The sequence below is a fragment of the Rahnella victoriana genome, assembly GCF_004330295.1.
In the GTDB taxonomy this organism is placed as follows: Bacteria; Pseudomonadota; Gammaproteobacteria; order Enterobacterales; family Enterobacteriaceae; genus Rahnella; species Rahnella victoriana.
Genome location: NZ_SJOJ01000015.1, coordinates 42,642 through 61,255, shown reverse-complemented (window position 1 = coordinate 61,255; position 18,614 = coordinate 42,642). Strand labels below are relative to the sequence as shown.

Sequence of the window (18,614 nt, the reverse complement as noted above, 5' to 3'; positions counted from 1 at the left end):
TTTCAGGGACCGGTCCGGGCACGGCCTGCGGCCGGTCTCCCTGTCGGTATTGAAAAAAGTCAGAGGTATTTCAGTAATATCTCTCTGATTTTTCTGTCTGCTTTTCTTGCATACATTTCCAGGTTAAACGCCTGAAGGCTGTTTTTCAGTGCCGGTGTCGGGACATCCTCGGGTGCCAAAAGTTTAAGGACGATGCTGCGGGTATAGCCTTCTCTTCCCGCGACCATCGACTGAAATTTGTTGAGCAATTCTTCGCCCCCCAGTTCATGAGCACGGGCATTCAATCCGTCAATAAGAGGATCTTTCCAGGTTTGCTTGTCGTAATAAGGTAAACGCTTTTTCAGTGACAAATAGTCGGAAAGGCTTTGATCGCCCGACATCATGCCGGACTTGCTGATACTGGTCAGGTTTTTGAATGTGGTGCCGGGAATCGTGTGGGTAATAAAGATATGTATTTTTTTCTTCCCCGTACCGCGGGAAAAGCCGTGACGCTGGATTTTATTTTCGTCTTTCATCATTGAGTAATGACATTCAGAAAATAAATCTTCATAAGGTGTCCCTGCAAAGCACTCTTTAAGGCTTTTCAACAAACGCGCCATGTTCTCTTTTTCCCTGCACACCAGGACATACACTGAATTATTCTGCAACTCTCTGTCTTCGATCAGCGTATTAATAATGAAAATTTGAGAACAGGCTACTACGGTATCCGAACTTAAATAGGCAAAATATAAACTACAACTTTTCGGTAAAGATAAATTGTAACTGTCCAGCAATTTAATGATGTCTTGTTTGGATGATTTTTTTATATTGATCACTTCCCGCTCAGGCATGGGCAAATAACCCAGCGATTTCTTAGAGAATCCCAGGCTATGGATAATGATATTTTCCACACACCAGCTCAACAGGGCGACCTCATAGTCCCGATCGGATGAACCGACGTCACGGCTCACGTCCATTTCATCAATCAGAATAACGGTATTGCACGTTATGATGTCCAGCTGATAGAAAAAATCAGCCAGCACTGTCGATAATACATCGGGAGACAAGAGACTGTGGGGCGTTACAATAACTATCGGGTCATCATAATTCAATTCTTTACCCGGATTGAATAACTCCTTTCCCTGAACATTAATATGTCTTGTTTTAGCATTCACCGTAATTAATTCCCCCTCAGCCCCGGTGCTCCGCGCGATGTCTTTTATTTTCTTCCCCAGCGCATGGTCTCCTCCGCCTGCCGTGAAGAGATTCATTATAATTATGCTTCTTTTCATTTTATCAACCTTGTTTATATGTTTCGAAAAATAATTATGCCAAGGGGGAAACAAATATAACAAGACGGTTTTTATTACTCTGTCATTAAGCATAAAGGGATCCGCGCAGGGATATTTGAGAAATACAGTGAATGATTTTCCGTGTTCATCTTTTTTAATACTTCTCCACGCCAAAACCCGCTGGTCCGATTGCACTGCCTTGCGGCAGGCGTTATGGTGGACATCACATTTCGATAACATACAAAGCTTTCTATGACGTTTTCTGCTTTCGGTGACAAATTTACCCGTTTTTCAGGCATCACACGCCTGATGGGCGACATGAATGACGGTTTACGCACGCCCGGCGCGGTGATGCTGGGCGGGGGCAATCCGGCTCAAATTCCTGAGATGCAGGATTACTTCCAGACACTGCTGGCGGAAATGCTGGCCGCAGGCAAGCTGACCGAAGCACTGTGCAATTATGACGGCCCGCAGGGCAAAGACGTGTTGCGTCATGCTCTGGCAGAAATGTTGCAGAAAGAACTGGGCTGGCAACTTGATGCGCAAAATATCGCGCTGACCAATGGCAGCCAGAGCGCCTTCTTCTATTTATTCAATCTGTTCGCCGGACGTCGCGCTGATGGCAGCATGTCCAAAGTGTTGTTCCCGCTCGCACCGGAATACCTCGGTTACGCCGACGCCGGTCTGGACGAAAATCTGTTTGTTTCGGCTAAGCCAAACATAGAATTACTGCCGGAAGGCCAGTTCAAGTATCACGTCGATTTCGATCATCTGAACATTACCGATGACATCGGCCTGATCTGCGTCTCACGCCCGACCAACCCGACCGGTAACGTGATTACTGACGAAGAGCTGATCCGCCTTGATGCGCTGGCGCAGCAGAAAGATATTCCGTTACTCATCGATAACGCTTACGGCGTGCCGTTCCCCGGCATCGTATTCACCGAGGCCACGCCGTTGTGGAATCCGAATATTATTCTGTGCATGAGTTTGTCGAAACTCGGCCTGCCGGGTTCGCGCTGCGGTATCGTGATTGCCGATGAGAAAATCATCAAAGCGATCAGTAATATGAACGGGATTATCAGCCTGTCGCCGGGCAGTGTCGGCCCGGCCATCGCCAATGAAATGATTGCACGTGGCGATCTGCTGCGGCTTTCCGAAGAAGTGATCAAACCTTTCTATTACCAGCGCGTGCAGGAAACCATCGCCACGCTGCGCCGTTATCTGCCGGAAGAACGTTGCCTGATCCACAAACCCGAAGGCGCAATTTTCCTCTGGCTGTGGTTCAAAGATTTGCCGATCACTACCGAAGTGCTGTATCAGCGGCTGAAACAGCGCGGGGTGCTGATGGTACCGGGCGATTATTTCTTCCCGGGTCTCGAACATCCGTGGCCGCACACCCATCAGTGTATGCGCATGAACTACGTACCAGACGCTGAGCAGATCGAGCGCGGTGTGAAGATTCTGGCGGAAGAAGTGGAAAAAGCGCACGCGGAAGGTTGAGAGTTTATTATTTAAGGCCGGAGTAACAGCTTAATTACCCTGGCCTTTTTATTTCCAGAAAGCATCCTTTATTTAAAACAAACCCTGTATAACCCCGTAATTAAACAAATACTTAATTTATCATTAAGCATTTCGCTCATGAAAAAACCTTAATATGAAACCCTACTTTTTCGTAAGACATTCATTCACAAATTAACTCTTAGAAAAATCACCCATGTCTATAGAAAATAAATTAGCGCTATTTGCCTCTCAAACTCATGGTCAATACTCTCCTTTTGATCAAAATGCTTATATGCGGAAAAATCGCTGGGTAAGCGATAACCCCAGAAACCTGGCAGGAGCCTGGATTGGTAGCTTCCGACTTCCGGGAATGAATAAAGAATTATATGGTTTACGAGGTGTGTGTCTTGGCCTGTCTGCGGCCTATCTGGTAAAAGGACGTAACTGGAGCTCATTCAAACAATATCTTGATTCCCCTGAGTGCCATCGGCTCACACTGGGCATCATGAATTATCAGGAACAATTTGGTGAGATCAGTCTGGCGAGAAAGATTGCCGCTGAACAGGCAAAATCCCAGGCAGCGGCCCAAAATGGTGCAGCAGCAGTCAGCAATATAAAAAAGATAACTACGCCCAAACAGATAGAATACGTCACGACTGCCGATGCTATTAATTTGTTGGTAAAGGTTCAGGGAAAGATTAACTTTATCAGTAGAGTTGAATTATCACCGATTGAAGACATCGAGGAAAGAATAGAAACCTTAATGAAGCATATTGATTCAAACTTCGGTTACCTGTTAAACATAAGAGGCGGGGGTAGCGGACACGCAGTAAGTCTCACCACCGGACAAAAAAGGATAAAGTTTTTTGATCCTAATTACGGTGAAATATCCTATCCTGACACAAAAACAGGACGAGAGTATTTTAAGTCTGCTCTTTATTTTTTATTTTACGAATTTTATAGAGAGTATAACAACATAATTATCTCTCGTTTTACTTACTGATTAACATCATACACTTCTCATCACATCCTGCTTTATGTTCCCCCTCATCGGGGGAACATAAACAGATCACGTTTATTCAGATTGATTTTCCAGCGCCGGTTTCTCTGTACCAATCGCAATTTTTTGCGGCTGCAACGCTTCCGGCACATCCCGCACCAGATTGATATGCAGCAGGCCATGGGTAAACTCAGCCGCCGACACATGCATATGTTCTGCCAGCGTGAAGCTCAGGGTGAAAGGCTTAATCACTAACCCCTGATGCAGATATTCCACTTTGGTTTCCGGCTGTGCAGGCGTGCCGCTGACCGTCAAACGCGGCCCTTCGACTTCAATATTCAGTTCGCTTTGCTGGAAACCCGCCAGCGCCAGTGAAATCCGGTAATGGTTATCGTCGTATTTTTCAATATTGTATGGCGGAAAAGCCTGATCCGCGCCCTGCATTGAACTGGCTAATTTATCGAATCCAATCCACTGACGCAGTAATGGGGAAATATCGTAGTTACGCATAATGTCACTCCTTCTATGAAGCAAGTTGGTTAATTCCGCCACCCTTTTGGCTGTGACGGTGCAGCTCCCTGACGGCGAGCCTAAACTTTTTCAATTTCTGGCGGTCAATAACGATGGCCGCAAGGGATTTATTGCCGGTAAATCAGCGGATTTCGATACGCCGCGGTTTGGACGATTCAGGAACGACACGTTCCAGATCGATATACAGCAAACCGTTCGACAAATTGGCCGCTTTTATCTGGATATGCTCAGCCAGCTGGAATTTGCGCTCGAAATTACGTTCCGCAATGCCCTGATATAAATACGTCCGCTCAGTGTCGCCGGGTGCATGTGCACCTTTGATCAGCAGCATGTTGTCGTGCGCGGTAATGTCCAGCTCAGATTCGGCGAAACCGGCTACCGCGATCGCAATCCGGTAATGGTTTTCGTCAACCAGCTCGACATTATAAGGGGGATAGCCGCCGCCCTGATTCTGACCCGATTCGATGAGATTAAATAAACGGTCAAAACCAATGGCAGAACGGTATAGCGGGGATAAATCAAAATTACGCATGCCAACTTCTCCTGATATTCAGCGAGTATTTTTAAATAGCCTTCCAGTCGGACAGGCCAGCGTCGCAGTGATGACAGGAGAACCCTTCCGGCGTTCCTCCTCCTGCGTCGTACAGTAAAAATGGAGACGAAAGGGATTTTTTCAAGCCGGTAAAAACAAAAAAATTTGGCTGCTGTTTATAGACTGACAGCCAAAATACATGACAGGTCAGGGTGAAAAACCAGGGAGAGCAGGCGGATTCCTGCAAGATTTCAAATAGTAATTACACTTAATGGGATCGCAGCCACAGAGCTACAGCTTGCTTTGTTAATTTTTTGTGCTGAGTGGTATAAGTCCTTTTGACTTAAAAGCTCAGCCTGACAGCATAAGATGAGTTCTAACATGAAGAAATTTGCATTAACGCCGCTGATGACAGGATGTGTTTTTTTAGCGACGAGCGGATGTTCCAGCGTGATGAGCCATACCGGGGGCGATACAGGGTATTATTCGGGCGCACGCGCGGATGTGAATATGATGAAAAGCGATGACACCAGTTGGGCGATGACGCCACTGCTGTTAATCGATTTACCGTTCAGTGCCCTGCTGGATACGGTATTACTGCCATACGATTACTACCGCAGCGGGACAGTGACCACCCGCGATCGCGTTAAGGCCAGCGAGGAACACAATATTGCGCTGAGTAACGGGGTCGATATCGATCATGTTCCGCCAATGACCACTTCGCCGCGTGCGCAAAAATCATCAGCGCATAAAAAATAAAGTGAAGCCGGCCTCAGCAGGCCGGTTTGATCATCCGGTTACTGACTGTCCGTCACGAAAATCTGGGCAAACTCCCCGCACTGACGCATAAACGCGACCCTGCTGCCATCTGGCGAATACACCACCGCATCCGCACAGGGCGCAATATCTGACCGTGGCGTTAACCGCTGCATCTCTCCGCTTTGCACATCCAGACGCATCACGCTGTTGTCGCAGACCAGCGCCAGCGACTGTCCGTCCGGACTCCAGCTGAATGCGGACTGAATGCCGTGCTCACAATGGCTGATTTGTACCGGCGCGCCGCCGTTCGGCGAAACCGTCCACAACTGAACGATATCGTTGTGATCTTTCATCAGAAACGCAATCCGGGCGCCATCCGGTGAAACCCGCAGCCAGTGACGCGGCTGGCTCGCCACGCCTTTTTCAGTGAACGTGATCCGCCGCTGTTTCACGCCGTCGGGTGGCGCAGGCAGTGTTTCCGCCGTGCCTTGCAAAGGTTTTGCTCCCGCCTGTCGGTAATCCGCATCGTTCTCAGGTAAATCCACTACGAAGATTTCCGGATGCTTTTCGCCATCAGCAGAAAGGGTATCGCCGATAAAGGCCAGCGCCCAGCGCTGACGGCTGCCATCCGGTTTTATATAGCCTTCGCGGCCAATCCAGCCCTCTTCATAAGCCCGGTTAATCTCATCACTGCCGGGCTGCGGCGTGGCCGTCGTTTCGCTGACCAGGACGCTGAAATGGCTGCCATCATATTCACGGGGGTGATGTTTTGGGGGGGTGACCGGATGCCCTGAAATCGCCACACCGACATTGCGCAGGTCGAGCGCCGGATCCCGCTCATGTAAGACATGGTCGTTGTAGGTAAAACTCAGGCGTGAACTGTCCGGACTGAAAACGTGCACATGTGTGCCACCCCGCAACGCACCGGGGGTAAAGGGGGCGGTGATATCCATCGCATCCAGCGTGACGGCACCGGCGCGCTGCGGCTCCGAGACCATCACGCCGCGCCGGTGATGAAAATCGTACTGCCAGCTTTCATCCGGATTTTCCGGGCCATGAATAAACACATAACGCGCGGGATGTTGCAGGCTGACCGTTACCACGCCGACGTGCGCGCCATCCTTCGCCTGATAAAGCACTTCCGTCTCACCGCTTTCAATATTCACACGCTCAATGGTTAAGCCGGTAAAAGAACCGCCGTGCGGACGGACGTCATACACCAGCCACTGGCTGTCCGGCGTCCAGACGTTAATGTTGGTCAGCTGGTGCCCGCGGGCATCAGCGGTAAGCTGTTTTTCCATGGCCGCGAGGCTCCTTCAGGGCAGGATCAGACGTTGAGTACGAATTTCTCAATGGCAAACGCCACGCCGTCTTCCATGTTGGTTTTGGTCACGAACTGGCTGACGGCTTTGACGCTGTCGAGCGCATTGCCCATCGCCACACCCGTTCCGGCGTATTCAAGCATCGCAATGTCGTTTTCCTGATCGCCGAGCGTCATCACGCTTTCACGCGCGATACCCAGTTTTTCGGTCAGGGTTTTCACGCCTTCGCCTTTATTCACGCGTTTATCCAGGATTTCGAGGAAATACGGCGAACTTTTCATGATGGTGTAGCGTTCTTTCGCTTCTGCCGGAAGCTGGCTGATAGCGCGATCCAGCAGTTCCGGATCATCAATCATCATCACTTTCGGGAAGGTCAGCGCCGGATCCATTTCTTCAGCAGGGCAGAATTGCAGCGGAATACCGGTGGTGAAAGATTCATGCACGCTGTATTTGCTGATATGACGGTTGGCGGTAAACAGGTCTGTTTTGGTCAGTGCGTGGAAGTGAACACCGAGCTGACGGGCCAGTTGTTCAAAGTAGTGATAATCTTCAATTCTGAGGGCTATTTCGGCGATCACGCTGCCATCTTTGGCATTATGCACCAGCGCACCGTTGTTGGTGATGCAGTAACACCCTTCCTGCTGTAAATCCAGTTCCATCAGATAACGCTGTACGCCAATAAAAGGACGGCCAGTCGCCAGAACGATTTGCACACCCTTTGCCCGTGCTTCTGACAACGCTTTTTTAACGGCAGGAGTGACTTCATGTTGCGGATTGAGCAACGTCCCGTCCATATCAATTGCAATTAATTCAATAGCCATAGCATCCTCAGAGTTTAAATAACCTGCTTCAATGCTAACGCGATTAGCCGCTGTAAAGCCAGCCGGAATGCGGGTCGCGTCAGACGAAAAAAAAGTCCGAAACGGTTTCCCGGTTCGGACTCTTTATCAGCTCAGACCCTTATCAGATATCGATATTGGCGGCTTTCAGGGCGTTCTCTTCGATAAAGGCGCGGCGCGGTTCAACCGCATCGCCCATCAGCGTCGTGAACAACTGGTCAGCGGCGATGGCATCCTTCACGGTCACACGTAACATGCGACGTTGCTCAGGATCCATGGTGGTTTCCCACAGCTGTTCAGGGTTCATTTCACCCAGACCTTTGTATCGCTGAATCGACAGACCACGACGGGACTCTTTCACCAGCCATTCCAGCGCCTGTTCGAAGCTGGTCACGGGCTGACGGCGTTCGCCACGTTCGATGAAGGCATCTTCTTCGATCAGGCCGCGCAGCTGTTCGCCCAGCGCACAGATTTTGCGGTATTCGCCGCCTTTGATGAAGTCGGCATCCAGATCGTAATCAGTATCAACACCGTGGGTGCGGATACGCAGAACCGGTTCGAACAGCTGATGTTCGCGGTTTTCACGCACGATCGCGCTGTAAGAACTGCCGTGCTGCTCTTTCTCGTTGAGACGCGCCACCAGCGATTCCATCCAGGCCTGCACTTTCGCCTGATCGGCCAGATCTGCACCCGGCAGGGTCGGCTGATAGATCAGGTTATTCAGCAGCGCACGCGGATAACGACGTTCCATGCGGCCAATCATTTTCTGCACGCTGTGATGTTCAGCGACCAGTTTCTCCAGCGGTTCACCCGCCAGGGCTGGCGCATGGGCGTTGGCGTGTAACGTTGCCCCGTCCATCGCAATGGAAATCTGATACTGATCCATCGCTTCGTCATCTTTAATGTACTGTTCCTGCTTGCCTTTTTTCACTTTGTACAATGGCGGCTGTGCGATAAACACGTGGCCACGTTCTACAATTTCAGGCATCTGACGGTAGAAGAATGTCAGCAACAGGGTACGGATGTGCGAACCATCGACGTCGGCATCGGTCATGATGATGATGCTGTGATAGCGCAGTTTGTCCGGGTTGTATTCGTCACGGCCAATGCCGCAACCGAGTGCTGTAATCAGCGTTGCCACTTCCTGAGAAGAGAGCATTTTGTCGAAGCGCGCTTTCTCAACGTTGAGGATTTTACCTTTCAACGGCAGAATCGCCTGGTTCTTACGGTTACGGCCTTGTTTTGCAGAGCCGCCCGCTGAGTCCCCTTCCACTAAGTACAGTTCGGAGTGAGCCGGGTCGCGTTCCTGACAGTCCGCCAGTTTGCCTGGCAAGCCAGCCAGGTCCAGCGCGCCTTTACGACGGGTCATTTCACGGGCTTTACGTGCTGCTTCACGGGCACGCGCTGCGTCGATGATTTTACCAACAACGATTTTGGCGTCTGACGGGTTTTCCATCAGGTAATCCACCAGCTTCTCGTTCATCAGCGTTTCAACCGCTGTTTTCACTTCAGAAGACACCAGTTTGTCTTTGGTCTGGGAAGAGAACTTAGGATCCGGCACCTTCACAGACACCACAGCAATCAGGCCTTCACGGGCATCGTCACCGGTGGCGCTGATTTTAGATTTTTTGCTGTAGCCTTCTTTATCCATGTACGCGTTCAGGGTACGGGTCATTGCCGAACGGAAACCGGCTAAGTGAGTCCCGCCATCGCGCTGTGGAATGTTGTTGGTGAAGCAGTAAATGTTTTCCTGGAAACCGTCGTTCCACTGCAACGCCACTTCAACGCCAATGTCATCTTTCACCGTGGAGAAATAGAACACGGTCGGATGGATTGGGGTTTTGTTTTTGTTCAGATATTCCACGAAAGCTTTGATACCGCCTTCATAATGGAAGTGATCGTTTTTACCATCACGTTTATCCAGCAGGCGGATGGCCACGCCGGAGTTCAGGAATGACAGTTCACGCAGGCGTTTCGCCAGAATGTCATACTCGAATTCAGTGTGATTGGTGAAGGTGTTGAAGCTTGGCCAGAAACGTACCGTGGTACCGGTCACGTCAGTATCGCCAATCACTTTCAGCGGATCCTGAGGTTCGCCATGCACGTAAGTCTGGGTGTGCACTTTGCCTTCGCGGCGGATAACCAGTTCCAGTTTTTCTGACAGGGCGTTAACGACGGAAACACCCACGCCATGCAGACCGCCGGAGACTTTATACGAGTTATCGTCAAATTTACCGCCGGCGTGAAGAACGGTCATGATGACCTGAGCAGCAGAAACGCCCTCTTCTTCATGAATACCGGTCGGAATGCCACGACCATCATCCTGTACGGACACAGAGTTATCCGCATGGATCGTGACCTGAATCTCTTTACAGTGGCCCGCGAGGGCTTCGTCGATAGCGTTGTCCACAACCTCGAATACCATGTGGTGCAGACCAGTGCCGTCATCGGTATCGCCGATATACATGCCGGGGCGCTTACGCACCGCGTCCAGCCCTTTTAATACCTTGATACTTGAGGAGTCATAAGAATTCGACATCAACGTTTCTCGCTCATTTTTAGTCCTGTGATAGAACGGCTATTTTACCTTGTTCCACGCGGAACATCTTGCCCTTTTCACCCATCATGTCGGTCACTTGCTCAGCGCTTATCGCACTGACAAAAACCTGTGCCTGGGTGGCTTTCAGGCGATCGGCCAGCAACCGACGTCGGTCGGCGTCCAGCTCAGAGGCAAAATCGTCAAGAAGATACAGGCAACGCCGCCCGCTCTGTCGGGTGAGAAACTCACCCTGCGCCAGTCTCAGCGCGCACATCAGTAACTTCAACTGCCCGCGGGACAGTAAATCTTCCACCGGCGTGCCGTCGGCACGAATGCGGAAATCCGCTTTATGCGGGCCTGATGCGGTATAAGTTAAGGCTCTGTCGCGCTCAAAATTACGCTCCAGCAACTCGCCGTACTCCGTTTCCTTGTCCCATCCACGCTGGAAAGAAAAACTGAGGGCGAATTCAGGCAGGAATTGCGCGCAGGTCGCACTGATATCAGCCGCGATCGCGTCGCTGTATGCTGCCCGCCATTCGCTAATGCGCTCGGCTAACGGGATCAGCTCCTGATCCCAGGCGCGAATTTGCGCATAACGACTCACCTGTCGCAGCGCGGCGTTGCGCTGCTTGAGTAACCGTCGCAGGTTGCTCCAGGCGATAAAAAAACCGGGGTCGTGATGAAAACAACCCCAGTCAATAAATGCCCGCCGGTACTTCGGCCCGCCATTAAGCAGGGTGAAGCCTTCGGGTGTGATCAATTGCATCGGCAGCATCTGTGCCAGCTCAGACACTTTGTGTCCGTCACTGCCATCAATGCGCACTTTACTGTCGCCCTGACGGCTTTTGCTCAGGCCAATCGACAACTCACGATCACCGCCGTCATCCACACGCGCATGGAGAACAAACTCCGGCTGATCGTGACGGATAACGCGTCCGGCCTGCAAACTGCGAAAAGCGCGGCCATGCCCCAGCGTATAGACCGCTTCGAGCACGCTGGTTTTACCGCTGCCATTGGGACCGACCAGAAAGTTAAAACCGGGCGACGGATCTAAATCCGCCGCCTCGATGTTGCGGAAATCTTTTATCAGTAAGCGCGTTAAGGCCATCTACATCCATTCCAGGGCGTCATCGTCGCAGCCAGTTTGCGTGCAGACAGCGCACAGCAAGCGGAGCGTACTCAGGTACGTGACATTGCGGGCACTGCCCAATCGCAAAATGACAAGTAAGATCGCCCGATCAGAGCCTCATCGGCATGACGACGTACGCCGCCGACTGACTGGCCGCGTCTTCGATCTGCACGCTGGAAACAGAGTCGGTCAGCAGCAGATTCACGTCTTCGCACTTGAGCGCATTGAGCACATCCAGCACGTAACTGACGTTAAAGCCGATTTCCATTTCGGTGCCTTCGTAGCCGACGTCCAGAATTTCTTCTGCTTCTTCCTGTTCCGGGTTATTCGCGGTGATTTTCAGCTGGTTATGGCTGACATACAAACGTACGCCACGGAATTTTTCATTGGACAGGATCGCTGCACGGGCAAACGCCTGTTTCAGCAAATCGCACCCGGCCTGCAGCGTTTTATCCGGATTTTTCGGCAATACGCGGCGATAATCAGGGAAACGACCGTCAACCAGTTTGGACGTAAAGATAAAGTCGCCGACGTGAGCACGGATATTGTTGCTGCCGATTTGCAGCTGCAATGTGGTGTCACCGCCATCCAGCAGACGCACCAGTTCCATCACGCCTTTACGCGGCACGATGACCGAATGCGAAGGCAGCGACTGGCCGATCGGCATAGAACATACCGCCAGACGGTGGCCGTCAGTGGCAACAGTACGCAGTTCTTCACCTTCGGTTTCGAACAGCATGCCGTTTAAATAATAACGCACGTCCTGATGTGCCATCGAGAACTGCGTGGCTTCGATCAGACGTTTCAACGTGGCTTGCGGCAGGGTGAATTCTACTTCGCTTTGCCAGTCGTCGAGATTAGGGAAATCTGTCGCCGGCAGGGTCGACAGCGAGAAACGGCTGCGGCCTGATTTTACCAGCATGCGGTCGCCGTCGAGAGCGACGGAAATTTCCGCGCCTTCGGGCAATCCACGGCAGATATCAAAGAATTTACGCGCCGGTACCGTGGTGGCACCCGCTTCATGTGGCTGAGACAGCGCGACTTTCGCCACCATCTCCATTTCCAAATCCGTCCCGGTCAGCGACAGCGCGCCATCCGTCACCTGTAATAACAGGTTACCCAGAATAGGCAACGTAGGTCGTCCACCCAGCGGGCTACTGACCTGTTGCAGTGGTTTCAGCAAATGCTCACGTTCAACAATAAATTTCATAGCGCTAGGAAGATAATGTTCTGATTAAGTTGGAGAAATCTTCTTTGATGTCGTGACTTTCTTCACGCAACTGCTCGATTTTACGGCAGGCGTGCAACACCGTGGTATGGTCCCGACCACCGAACGCATCGCCGATTTCTGGCAGGCTGTGGTTGGTCAGCTCTTTCGCCAGCGCCATCGCCATCTGGCGTGGGCGGGCTACCGAACGGGAGCGCCGTTTGGAAAGCAGGTCAGCGACCTTGATTTTATAATATTCGGCCACTGTTTTCTGAATATTATCAATAGTGACCAGCTTCTCCTGAAGCGCTAACAAATCGCGCAACGCTTCACGAACGAAGTCGATGGTGATCGCACGGCCGGTAAAGTTGGCATTGGCGATCACGCGGTTCAGTGCGCCTTCAAGCTCACGCACATTGGAACGCAGACGTTTAGCAATAAAGAAGGCCACTTCGCCCGGCAGACGGATATCGTTCTCGTCGGCCTTTTTCATCAGGATCGCTACGCGGGTTTCTAATTCAGGCGGCTCGATCGCCACCGTTAAACCCCAGCCGAAACGCGATTTCAGACGATCTTCTACACCGTTGATCTCTTTTGGATAACGATCCGAGGTCAGGATGATCTGCTGATTGCCTTCCAGCAGGGCATTAAAGGTGTGGAAGAACTCTTCCTGTGAACGCTCTTTATTGGCAAAGAACTGGATGTCATCGATGAGCAACGCATCGACAGAACGGTAATAGCGTTTGAACTCTTCAATGGCGTTGTTTTGCAGGGCTTTGACCATGTCCTGAACAAAACGCTCGGAGTGCATGTACACCACTTTGGCATTGGCTTTGCGCGCCATGATGCCGTTACCGACCGCATGCAATAAGTGGGTTTTACCCAGGCCGGTGCCACCATAAAGGAAGAGCGGGTTGTATGCGCCACCCGGATTATCCGCCACCTGACGCGCCGCCGCGCGGGCCAGCTGGTTGGATTTACCTTCTACGAAGTTATCAAAGGTATGTTTCGGGTTGACGTTAGAGCGATAAGACAGCTCGGGCTGAACCGGTGAGCTGTCCCAGCTTGGACGGGAAGGCGCCAGACGTGGGATCGCAGGCGCAGCCTGTGAACTGACACTGGCCGCGACAGGCTGGCTGACGCGTTGGATCACCGGCTTGCTGCCGACTTCAAATCGCAGCAACGGTGCATCCGTGCCGCAGAAATCGTTAAGCAAGCCGTTAATATTGTTTAGGTATTTGTCACGAACCCAATCCAGGACAAAACGATTCGGGGCGTACAGCGCCAGCGTATTGTCGTTGAGTTCCGCCTGCAGGGGGCGTATCCACATACTGAATTCTGTGGCAGGTAGTTCATCCTGCAAACGGGCAAGACATTGCTGCCAAAGCGAAAGTGACACGGCGGACTCCACTCGAACAAGTATCAAAAAAGAAAAGGATCAGGATATTTTTTAAATCATGATTTTTGGCACACGTTCCGCCCGGCAATGGGGGAAATTTCTCTCACCACCCTGTCAGTGGCGTAAAGTCACGTGCGAACCGCTTTTTACGGTTTGTGTCGATCACTTCCCTGCTGGGATCGCGATCGGAATGGCGGATCATAACGCAATCCGGCACAGAGATCCTCCCCTTCCTGACAGTTTAGATCCTTTTTATCCACAGGCAGCGATCGGCAAGTGGGTAAGCTTAGCCGATCCTTTTTAAATTAGGCGATGTAATCATCACTCTGGTGAAAAAATAGGAGTCCGCTGAGCTAAATTTCATCACATTGCGAGAAAGATCTCATGCCTGTGGATAAGGATCAGTCGAGGATCCTTGCGATTTATGGCGGAGTCCGTATAATCCTCAGCCCTACGTGTGAAGCCTGTGTTCCTGATGGTCATAACCAGATGGATATTGCGGTGTGACCACGGGCAATTCTGGTAAACACTTGAACCATTTCTGGCAATGTAAATTGACTCAGGACTGTACAGTTATTACAATCCCGCTTCTTTATATGTTGCGACAAAGGCACCGGTCGTTTTTTCGCCGAAATGTCTTCGCGTTTACTGATCAGTAATAATTTAAGTTTAGGTAGAAATCGCCATGAAACGCACTTTCCAACCGTCCGTATTGAAGCGCAACCGTAGCCACGGCTTCCGTGCTCGTATGGCCACCAAAAATGGTCGTCAGGTTCTGGCTCGCCGTCGTGCGAAAGGCCGTACCCGTCTGTCAGCTTCTAAGTAATAAAAGCTAACCTATTTAGTGGTTAAGCTCGCTTTTCCCAGGGAGTTACGTTTGTTAACTCCCCGTCATTTCACTTTCGTCTTCCAGCAGCCACAACGGGCTGGCACGCCGCAAATCACGATACTCGGCCGCCTGAACGAGCTGGGGCATCCCCGCATCGGTCTCACCGTCGCAAAAAAACACGTCAAACGCGCACATGAACGCAATCGGATTAAACGCCTAACCCGCGAAAGTTTCCGGTTGAATCAGCACACGCTGCCGTCGATGGATTTTGTGGTGGTCGCCAAGAAGGGTGTCGCCGATTTAGATAATCGCGCGCTGACGGAAGCGTTGGAGAAATTATGGCGTCGACATTGCCGACAGGCTCCCGCATCCTGATAAAGCTGATACGTGGTTATCAGTTATTCATCAGTCCGTTGCTCGGGCCACATTGCCGCTTTCGACCAACCTGCTCTCAATACGGTATTGAAGCAATTGGTCGTTTTGGCATGTTAAAAGGCAGTTGGTTGACTTTGAAACGCGTATTAAAATGCCATCCTTTGAACCCAGGTGGTGATGACCCCGTACCGCCGAAAACCGACAATAACAGAGAACACTAACGATGGATTCGCAACGCAATCTTTTCCTCATCGCTCTGCTGTTCGTGTCTTTCATGATCTGGCAGGCATGGCAAACGGACCACGCTCCGCAACCGGCCAACCAGACCACGCAACAGACTGCGAACACTGCAAACGGTGATGCTGCTAATCAGGCTGTTCCTGATAGCGGACAGGGCAAATTAATTACAGTTAACAGTGATGTGCTGTCATTAACGATCAACACCCGTGGTGGCGACATTGAGCAGGCTCTGCTGAAGGCGTACCCGACGACTTTAGGCTCTGACCAGCCTTTCCAGTTACTGGAAACCACTCCTAATTTCCTCTATCAGGCGCAAAGCGGCCTGACAGGCAAAAACGGTCCAGACAATCCGGCTAACGGCGAACGCCCTCTGTTCCAGGCGAGCTCCGATACCTTCACAATGGCTGAAGGCCAGTCTGAACTGCGCATTCCGATGACTTACACGGCGGCAAACGGTGCGATTTACACCAAAACCTTCGTGATCAAACGTGGCTCTTACGCGGTAAACGTTGAATACAACATCAACAACACCACGGCAGCCCCGCTTGAACTGACCATGTTTGGCCAGCTGAAACAAACCACCGAATTGCCTAAGCACCGTGATACCGGCAGCAATAACTTTGCTCTGCACACGTTCCGCGGCGCGGCATACTCCTCAAGTGATGATAAATATCAGAAGTACGCGTTCGATAAGAGCGAAGCGCTGAATGTCACCACTCAGGGCGGTTGGGTTGCGATGTTGCAGCAGTACTTTGCTACCGCGTGGATCCCGTCTGCGAAAGACACCAATACCTTCTTCACGACCACCAATAACGGTATCTCAACGATTGGCTTTAAAGGCACGCCGTTTACCGTTGCACCAGGTGCGCAGCAACAAGTTGCGTCTATCCTGTGGGTTGGCCCGGAAATTCAGGACAAGATGGCCGCTATCGCGCCTCACCTGGATCTGACGGTTGACTACGGTTGGTTGTGGTTCATCTCTCAGCCACTGTTCAAACTGTTGAAATTCATTCAAGGGTTTGTCGGTAACTGGGGCTTCTCGATCATCGTAATCACCTTTATTGTCCGCGGTATCATGTACCCACTGACCCGCGCACAGTACACGTCGATGGCGAAAATGCGTATGCTGCAGCCGAAACTGGCCGCCATGCGTGAACGTATCGGTGATGACAAACAGCGCATGAGTCAGGAAATGATGGCGCTGTATAAGTCTGAGAAAGTGAACCCGTTGGGGGGTTGTCTGCCGCTGGTTATTCAGATGCCAATCTTCCTGGCACTGTATTACATGCTGTCTGGTTCCATTGAATTGCGCCATGCGCCATTTATCCTGTGGATCCATGACCTGTCAGCGCAAGACCCGTACTACATTCTGCCGGTTCTGATGGGTATCACGATGTTCTTCATCCAGAAGATGTCGCCGACCACCGTCACTGACCCGATGCAACAGAAGATCATGACCTTCATGCCGGTCATCTTCACCGTGTTCTTCCTGTGGTTCCCGTCCGGTCTGGTGGTGTACTACATCGTCAGTAACCTGGTCACCATTCTCCAGCAGCAGCTGATTTATCGCGGGCTGGAAAAACGTGGCCTGCATAGCCGCGACAAGAAAAAGTCATAAGTGAATGTCAGGGCGGCTTTCGTCCTGACCGCTAAACTTGATGATTAAAGACAAAGGCGGTCATTTGACCGCCTTTTGCATATCCGTAAAAAGACCAACAGAGATCATTGCTATGAGCACCTCAGATACCATTATTGCCCAGGCAACCCCACCCGGCCGCGGTGGTGTGGGCATTTTGCGCATTTCCGGCCGGGCGGCGCGTGATGTGGCACAGGCTGTCTTAGGTAAACTGCCGAAACCACGTTATGCCGATTATCTGCCATTTCAGGATGCCGATGGCAGCACGCTGGATCAGGGCATCGCGCTGTGGTTCCCCGGCCCGAATTCCTTTACCGGTGAAGACGTGCTTGAGTTGCAGGGCCACGGCGGGCCGGTGATCCTGGATTTACTGCTCAAACGCATTATCGCGCTGGAAAACGTGCGTATTGCGCGTCCGGGCGAATTCTCTGAACGGGCATTCCTCAACGACAAACTCGATCTGGCACAGGCTGAAGCGATTGCTGACCTTATCGACGCCAGTTCCGAGCAAGCCGCACGGTCTGCGGTTAACTCCTTACAGGGCGCTTTCTCGAACCGTATTCATCATCTGGTGGAAGCACTCACTCACCTGCGGATCTTCGTCGAAGCGGCAATCGACTTCCCCGATGAGGAAATCGACTTCCTGTCCGACGGCAAAATCGAAGCGCAACTGAATACCGTGATGGGCGATCTCGACGCCGTACGTGCCGAAGCACGTCAGGGCAGCCTGCTGCGCGAAGGGATGAAAGTGGTGATTGCCGGTCGTCCGAACGCCGGTAAATCGAGCCTGCTGAACGCGCTGGCAGGCCGTGAAGCGGCAATCGTCACCGATATTGCGGGCACCACGCGCGACGTTTTACGCGAACACATCCATCTCGACGGCATGCCGTTGCACATCATCGACACCGCTGGGTTACGTGAAGCCAGCGACGAAGTAGAGCGTATTGGTATCGAACGTGCGTGGAATGAGATCGAACAGGCGGATTTAGTGCTGTTTATGGTCGACGGCACCACCACGGCGGCCACCGAGCCGGCAGACATCTGGCCAGAATTTATGGCCCGCCTGCCTGCGACGTTGCCGATTGTCGTTGTGCGGAATAAAGCCGATATCACCGGCGAAGCCCTGGGACAAACGGAAGTGAATGGTCACTCACTTATTCGTCTGTCTGCCCGTACGGGCGATGGCGTGGATCTGCTGCGCGATCATCTGAAACAGGTGATGGGCTTCAACCATAATATGGAAGGCGGATTCCTCGCCCGTCGCCGTCACCTGCAGGCGCTGGAACAGGCCGCACAGCATCTGGTTCAGGGCAAAGATCAGTTGCTGGGTGCATGGGCAGGTGAATTGCTGGCAGAAGAATTGCGCCTGGCACAGCAATCGCTGAGCGAAATCACCGGCGAATTTACGTCTGATGATTTGCTGGGGCGGATTTTCTCCAGCTTCTGTATCGGTAAATAATCAGCCCTTCGCCACCAACAAAACCCACATTACCCAATGTGGGT

17 protein-coding genes are annotated in these 18,614 nt (G+C 51.6%); 8 read left to right on the top strand and 9 right to left on the bottom strand.

Features of this window, described 5'->3' with window-relative positions; translation table 11 throughout:
* Window positions 1-59: 59 nt before the first annotated feature.
* Window positions 60-1,250, bottom strand: a complete 1,191-nt coding sequence (locus EYY67_RS14040) for a hypothetical protein (protein WP_232770279.1) — start codon at window positions 1,248-1,250, stop codon at window positions 60-62.
* 273 nt (window positions 1,251-1,523) lie between these two features.
* On the opposite strand from EYY67_RS14040, the gene EYY67_RS14035 reads away from it, so the two are divergent.
* Window positions 1,524-2,774, top strand: coding sequence for a valine--pyruvate transaminase (locus EYY67_RS14035; protein ID WP_095924021.1), 1,251 nt, complete (start codon window positions 1,524-1,526; stop codon window positions 2,772-2,774).
* A 214-nt stretch (window positions 2,775-2,988) separates the two neighbouring features.
* Window positions 2,989-3,777, top strand: coding sequence for a YopT-type cysteine protease domain-containing protein (locus EYY67_RS14030; RefSeq protein ID WP_131693748.1), 789 nt, complete (start codon window positions 2,989-2,991; stop codon window positions 3,775-3,777).
* Between the two features lie 72 nt (window positions 3,778-3,849).
* Here the strand turns inward: EYY67_RS14030 and ibpB are convergent, their stop codons facing one another.
* Both ibpB and ibpA read right to left on the bottom strand, forming a co-directional pair.
* Entirely contained in the window at window positions 3,850-4,284 is a 435-nt protein-coding gene (ibpB, locus tag EYY67_RS14025; RefSeq protein ID WP_095924023.1) for a small heat shock chaperone IbpB, read from the bottom strand.
* Between the two features lie 142 nt (window positions 4,285-4,426).
* Window positions 4,427-4,837, bottom strand: a complete 411-nt coding sequence (gene ibpA / locus EYY67_RS14020; RefSeq protein WP_131693747.1) for a small heat shock chaperone IbpA — start codon at window positions 4,835-4,837, stop codon at window positions 4,427-4,429.
* A gap of 381 nt (window positions 4,838-5,218) precedes the next feature.
* Here ibpA and EYY67_RS14015 point away from each other — a divergent pair, with 381 nt between their 5' ends.
* The gene (locus EYY67_RS14015) at window positions 5,219-5,596 is read left to right on the top strand and encodes a YceK/YidQ family lipoprotein (RefSeq protein ID WP_095924024.1); all 378 of its coding nucleotides are present in this window, start codon (window positions 5,219-5,221) and stop codon (window positions 5,594-5,596) included.
* A 38-nt stretch (window positions 5,597-5,634) separates the two neighbouring features.
* Here the strand turns inward: EYY67_RS14015 and EYY67_RS14010 are convergent, their stop codons facing one another.
* The 6 genes from EYY67_RS14010 to dnaA form a co-directional block, all read right to left on the bottom strand.
* Window positions 5,635-6,897, bottom strand: coding sequence for a YidR family protein (locus EYY67_RS14010; RefSeq protein ID WP_131693746.1), 1,263 nt, complete (start codon window positions 6,895-6,897; stop codon window positions 5,635-5,637).
* A 26-nt stretch (window positions 6,898-6,923) separates the two neighbouring features.
* A complete protein-coding gene (gene yidA / locus EYY67_RS14005) occupies window positions 6,924-7,739 on the bottom strand; it encodes a sugar-phosphatase (protein ID WP_095924026.1) in 816 nt (271 codons plus the stop codon).
* A gap of 142 nt (window positions 7,740-7,881) precedes the next feature.
* The gene (gyrB, locus tag EYY67_RS14000) at window positions 7,882-10,296 is read right to left on the bottom strand and encodes a DNA topoisomerase (ATP-hydrolyzing) subunit B (protein WP_095924027.1); all 2,415 of its coding nucleotides are present in this window, start codon (window positions 10,294-10,296) and stop codon (window positions 7,882-7,884) included.
* Between the two features lie 19 nt (window positions 10,297-10,315).
* Entirely contained in the window at window positions 10,316-11,404 is a 1,089-nt protein-coding gene (recF, locus tag EYY67_RS13995; RefSeq protein WP_112287222.1) for a DNA replication/repair protein RecF, read from the bottom strand.
* Between the two features lie 130 nt (window positions 11,405-11,534).
* Entirely contained in the window at window positions 11,535-12,635 is a 1,101-nt protein-coding gene (gene dnaN / locus EYY67_RS13990; protein ID WP_013573353.1) for a DNA polymerase III subunit beta, read from the bottom strand.
* A gap of 4 nt (window positions 12,636-12,639) precedes the next feature.
* Window positions 12,640-14,031 (bottom strand): chromosomal replication initiator protein DnaA, encoded by a 1,392-nt coding sequence (gene dnaA / locus EYY67_RS13985; RefSeq protein ID WP_013573352.1) that lies wholly within the window; start codon window positions 14,029-14,031, stop codon window positions 12,640-12,642.
* A 685-nt stretch (window positions 14,032-14,716) separates the two neighbouring features.
* On the opposite strand from dnaA, the gene rpmH reads away from it, so the two are divergent.
* The 5 genes from rpmH to mnmE all read left to right on the top strand — a co-directional run bounded on the left by rpmH (window position 14,717) and on the right by mnmE (window position 18,570).
* A complete protein-coding gene (gene rpmH, locus EYY67_RS13970) occupies window positions 14,717-14,857 on the top strand; it encodes a 50S ribosomal protein L34 (protein WP_009637487.1) in 141 nt (46 codons plus the stop codon).
* Window positions 14,858-14,875: 18 nt separating this feature from the next.
* A complete protein-coding gene (gene rnpA, locus EYY67_RS13965) occupies window positions 14,876-15,235 on the top strand; it encodes a ribonuclease P protein component (protein ID WP_071823635.1) in 360 nt (119 codons plus the stop codon).
* Window positions 15,199-15,456, top strand: a complete 258-nt coding sequence (gene yidD, locus EYY67_RS13960) for a membrane protein insertion efficiency factor YidD (protein WP_095924029.1) — start codon at window positions 15,199-15,201, stop codon at window positions 15,454-15,456. The genes rnpA and yidD overlap by 37 nt, the downstream gene beginning before the upstream one ends.
* Before the next feature lie 2 nt (window positions 15,457-15,458).
* Window positions 15,459-17,093, top strand: coding sequence for a membrane protein insertase YidC (gene yidC, locus EYY67_RS13955; protein WP_095924030.1), 1,635 nt, complete (start codon window positions 15,459-15,461; stop codon window positions 17,091-17,093).
* A 112-nt stretch (window positions 17,094-17,205) separates the two neighbouring features.
* Window positions 17,206-18,570, top strand: coding sequence for a tRNA uridine-5-carboxymethylaminomethyl(34) synthesis GTPase MnmE (gene mnmE / locus EYY67_RS13950; RefSeq protein WP_119825582.1), 1,365 nt, complete (start codon window positions 17,206-17,208; stop codon window positions 18,568-18,570).
* Window positions 18,571-18,614: the final 44 nt, after the last annotated feature.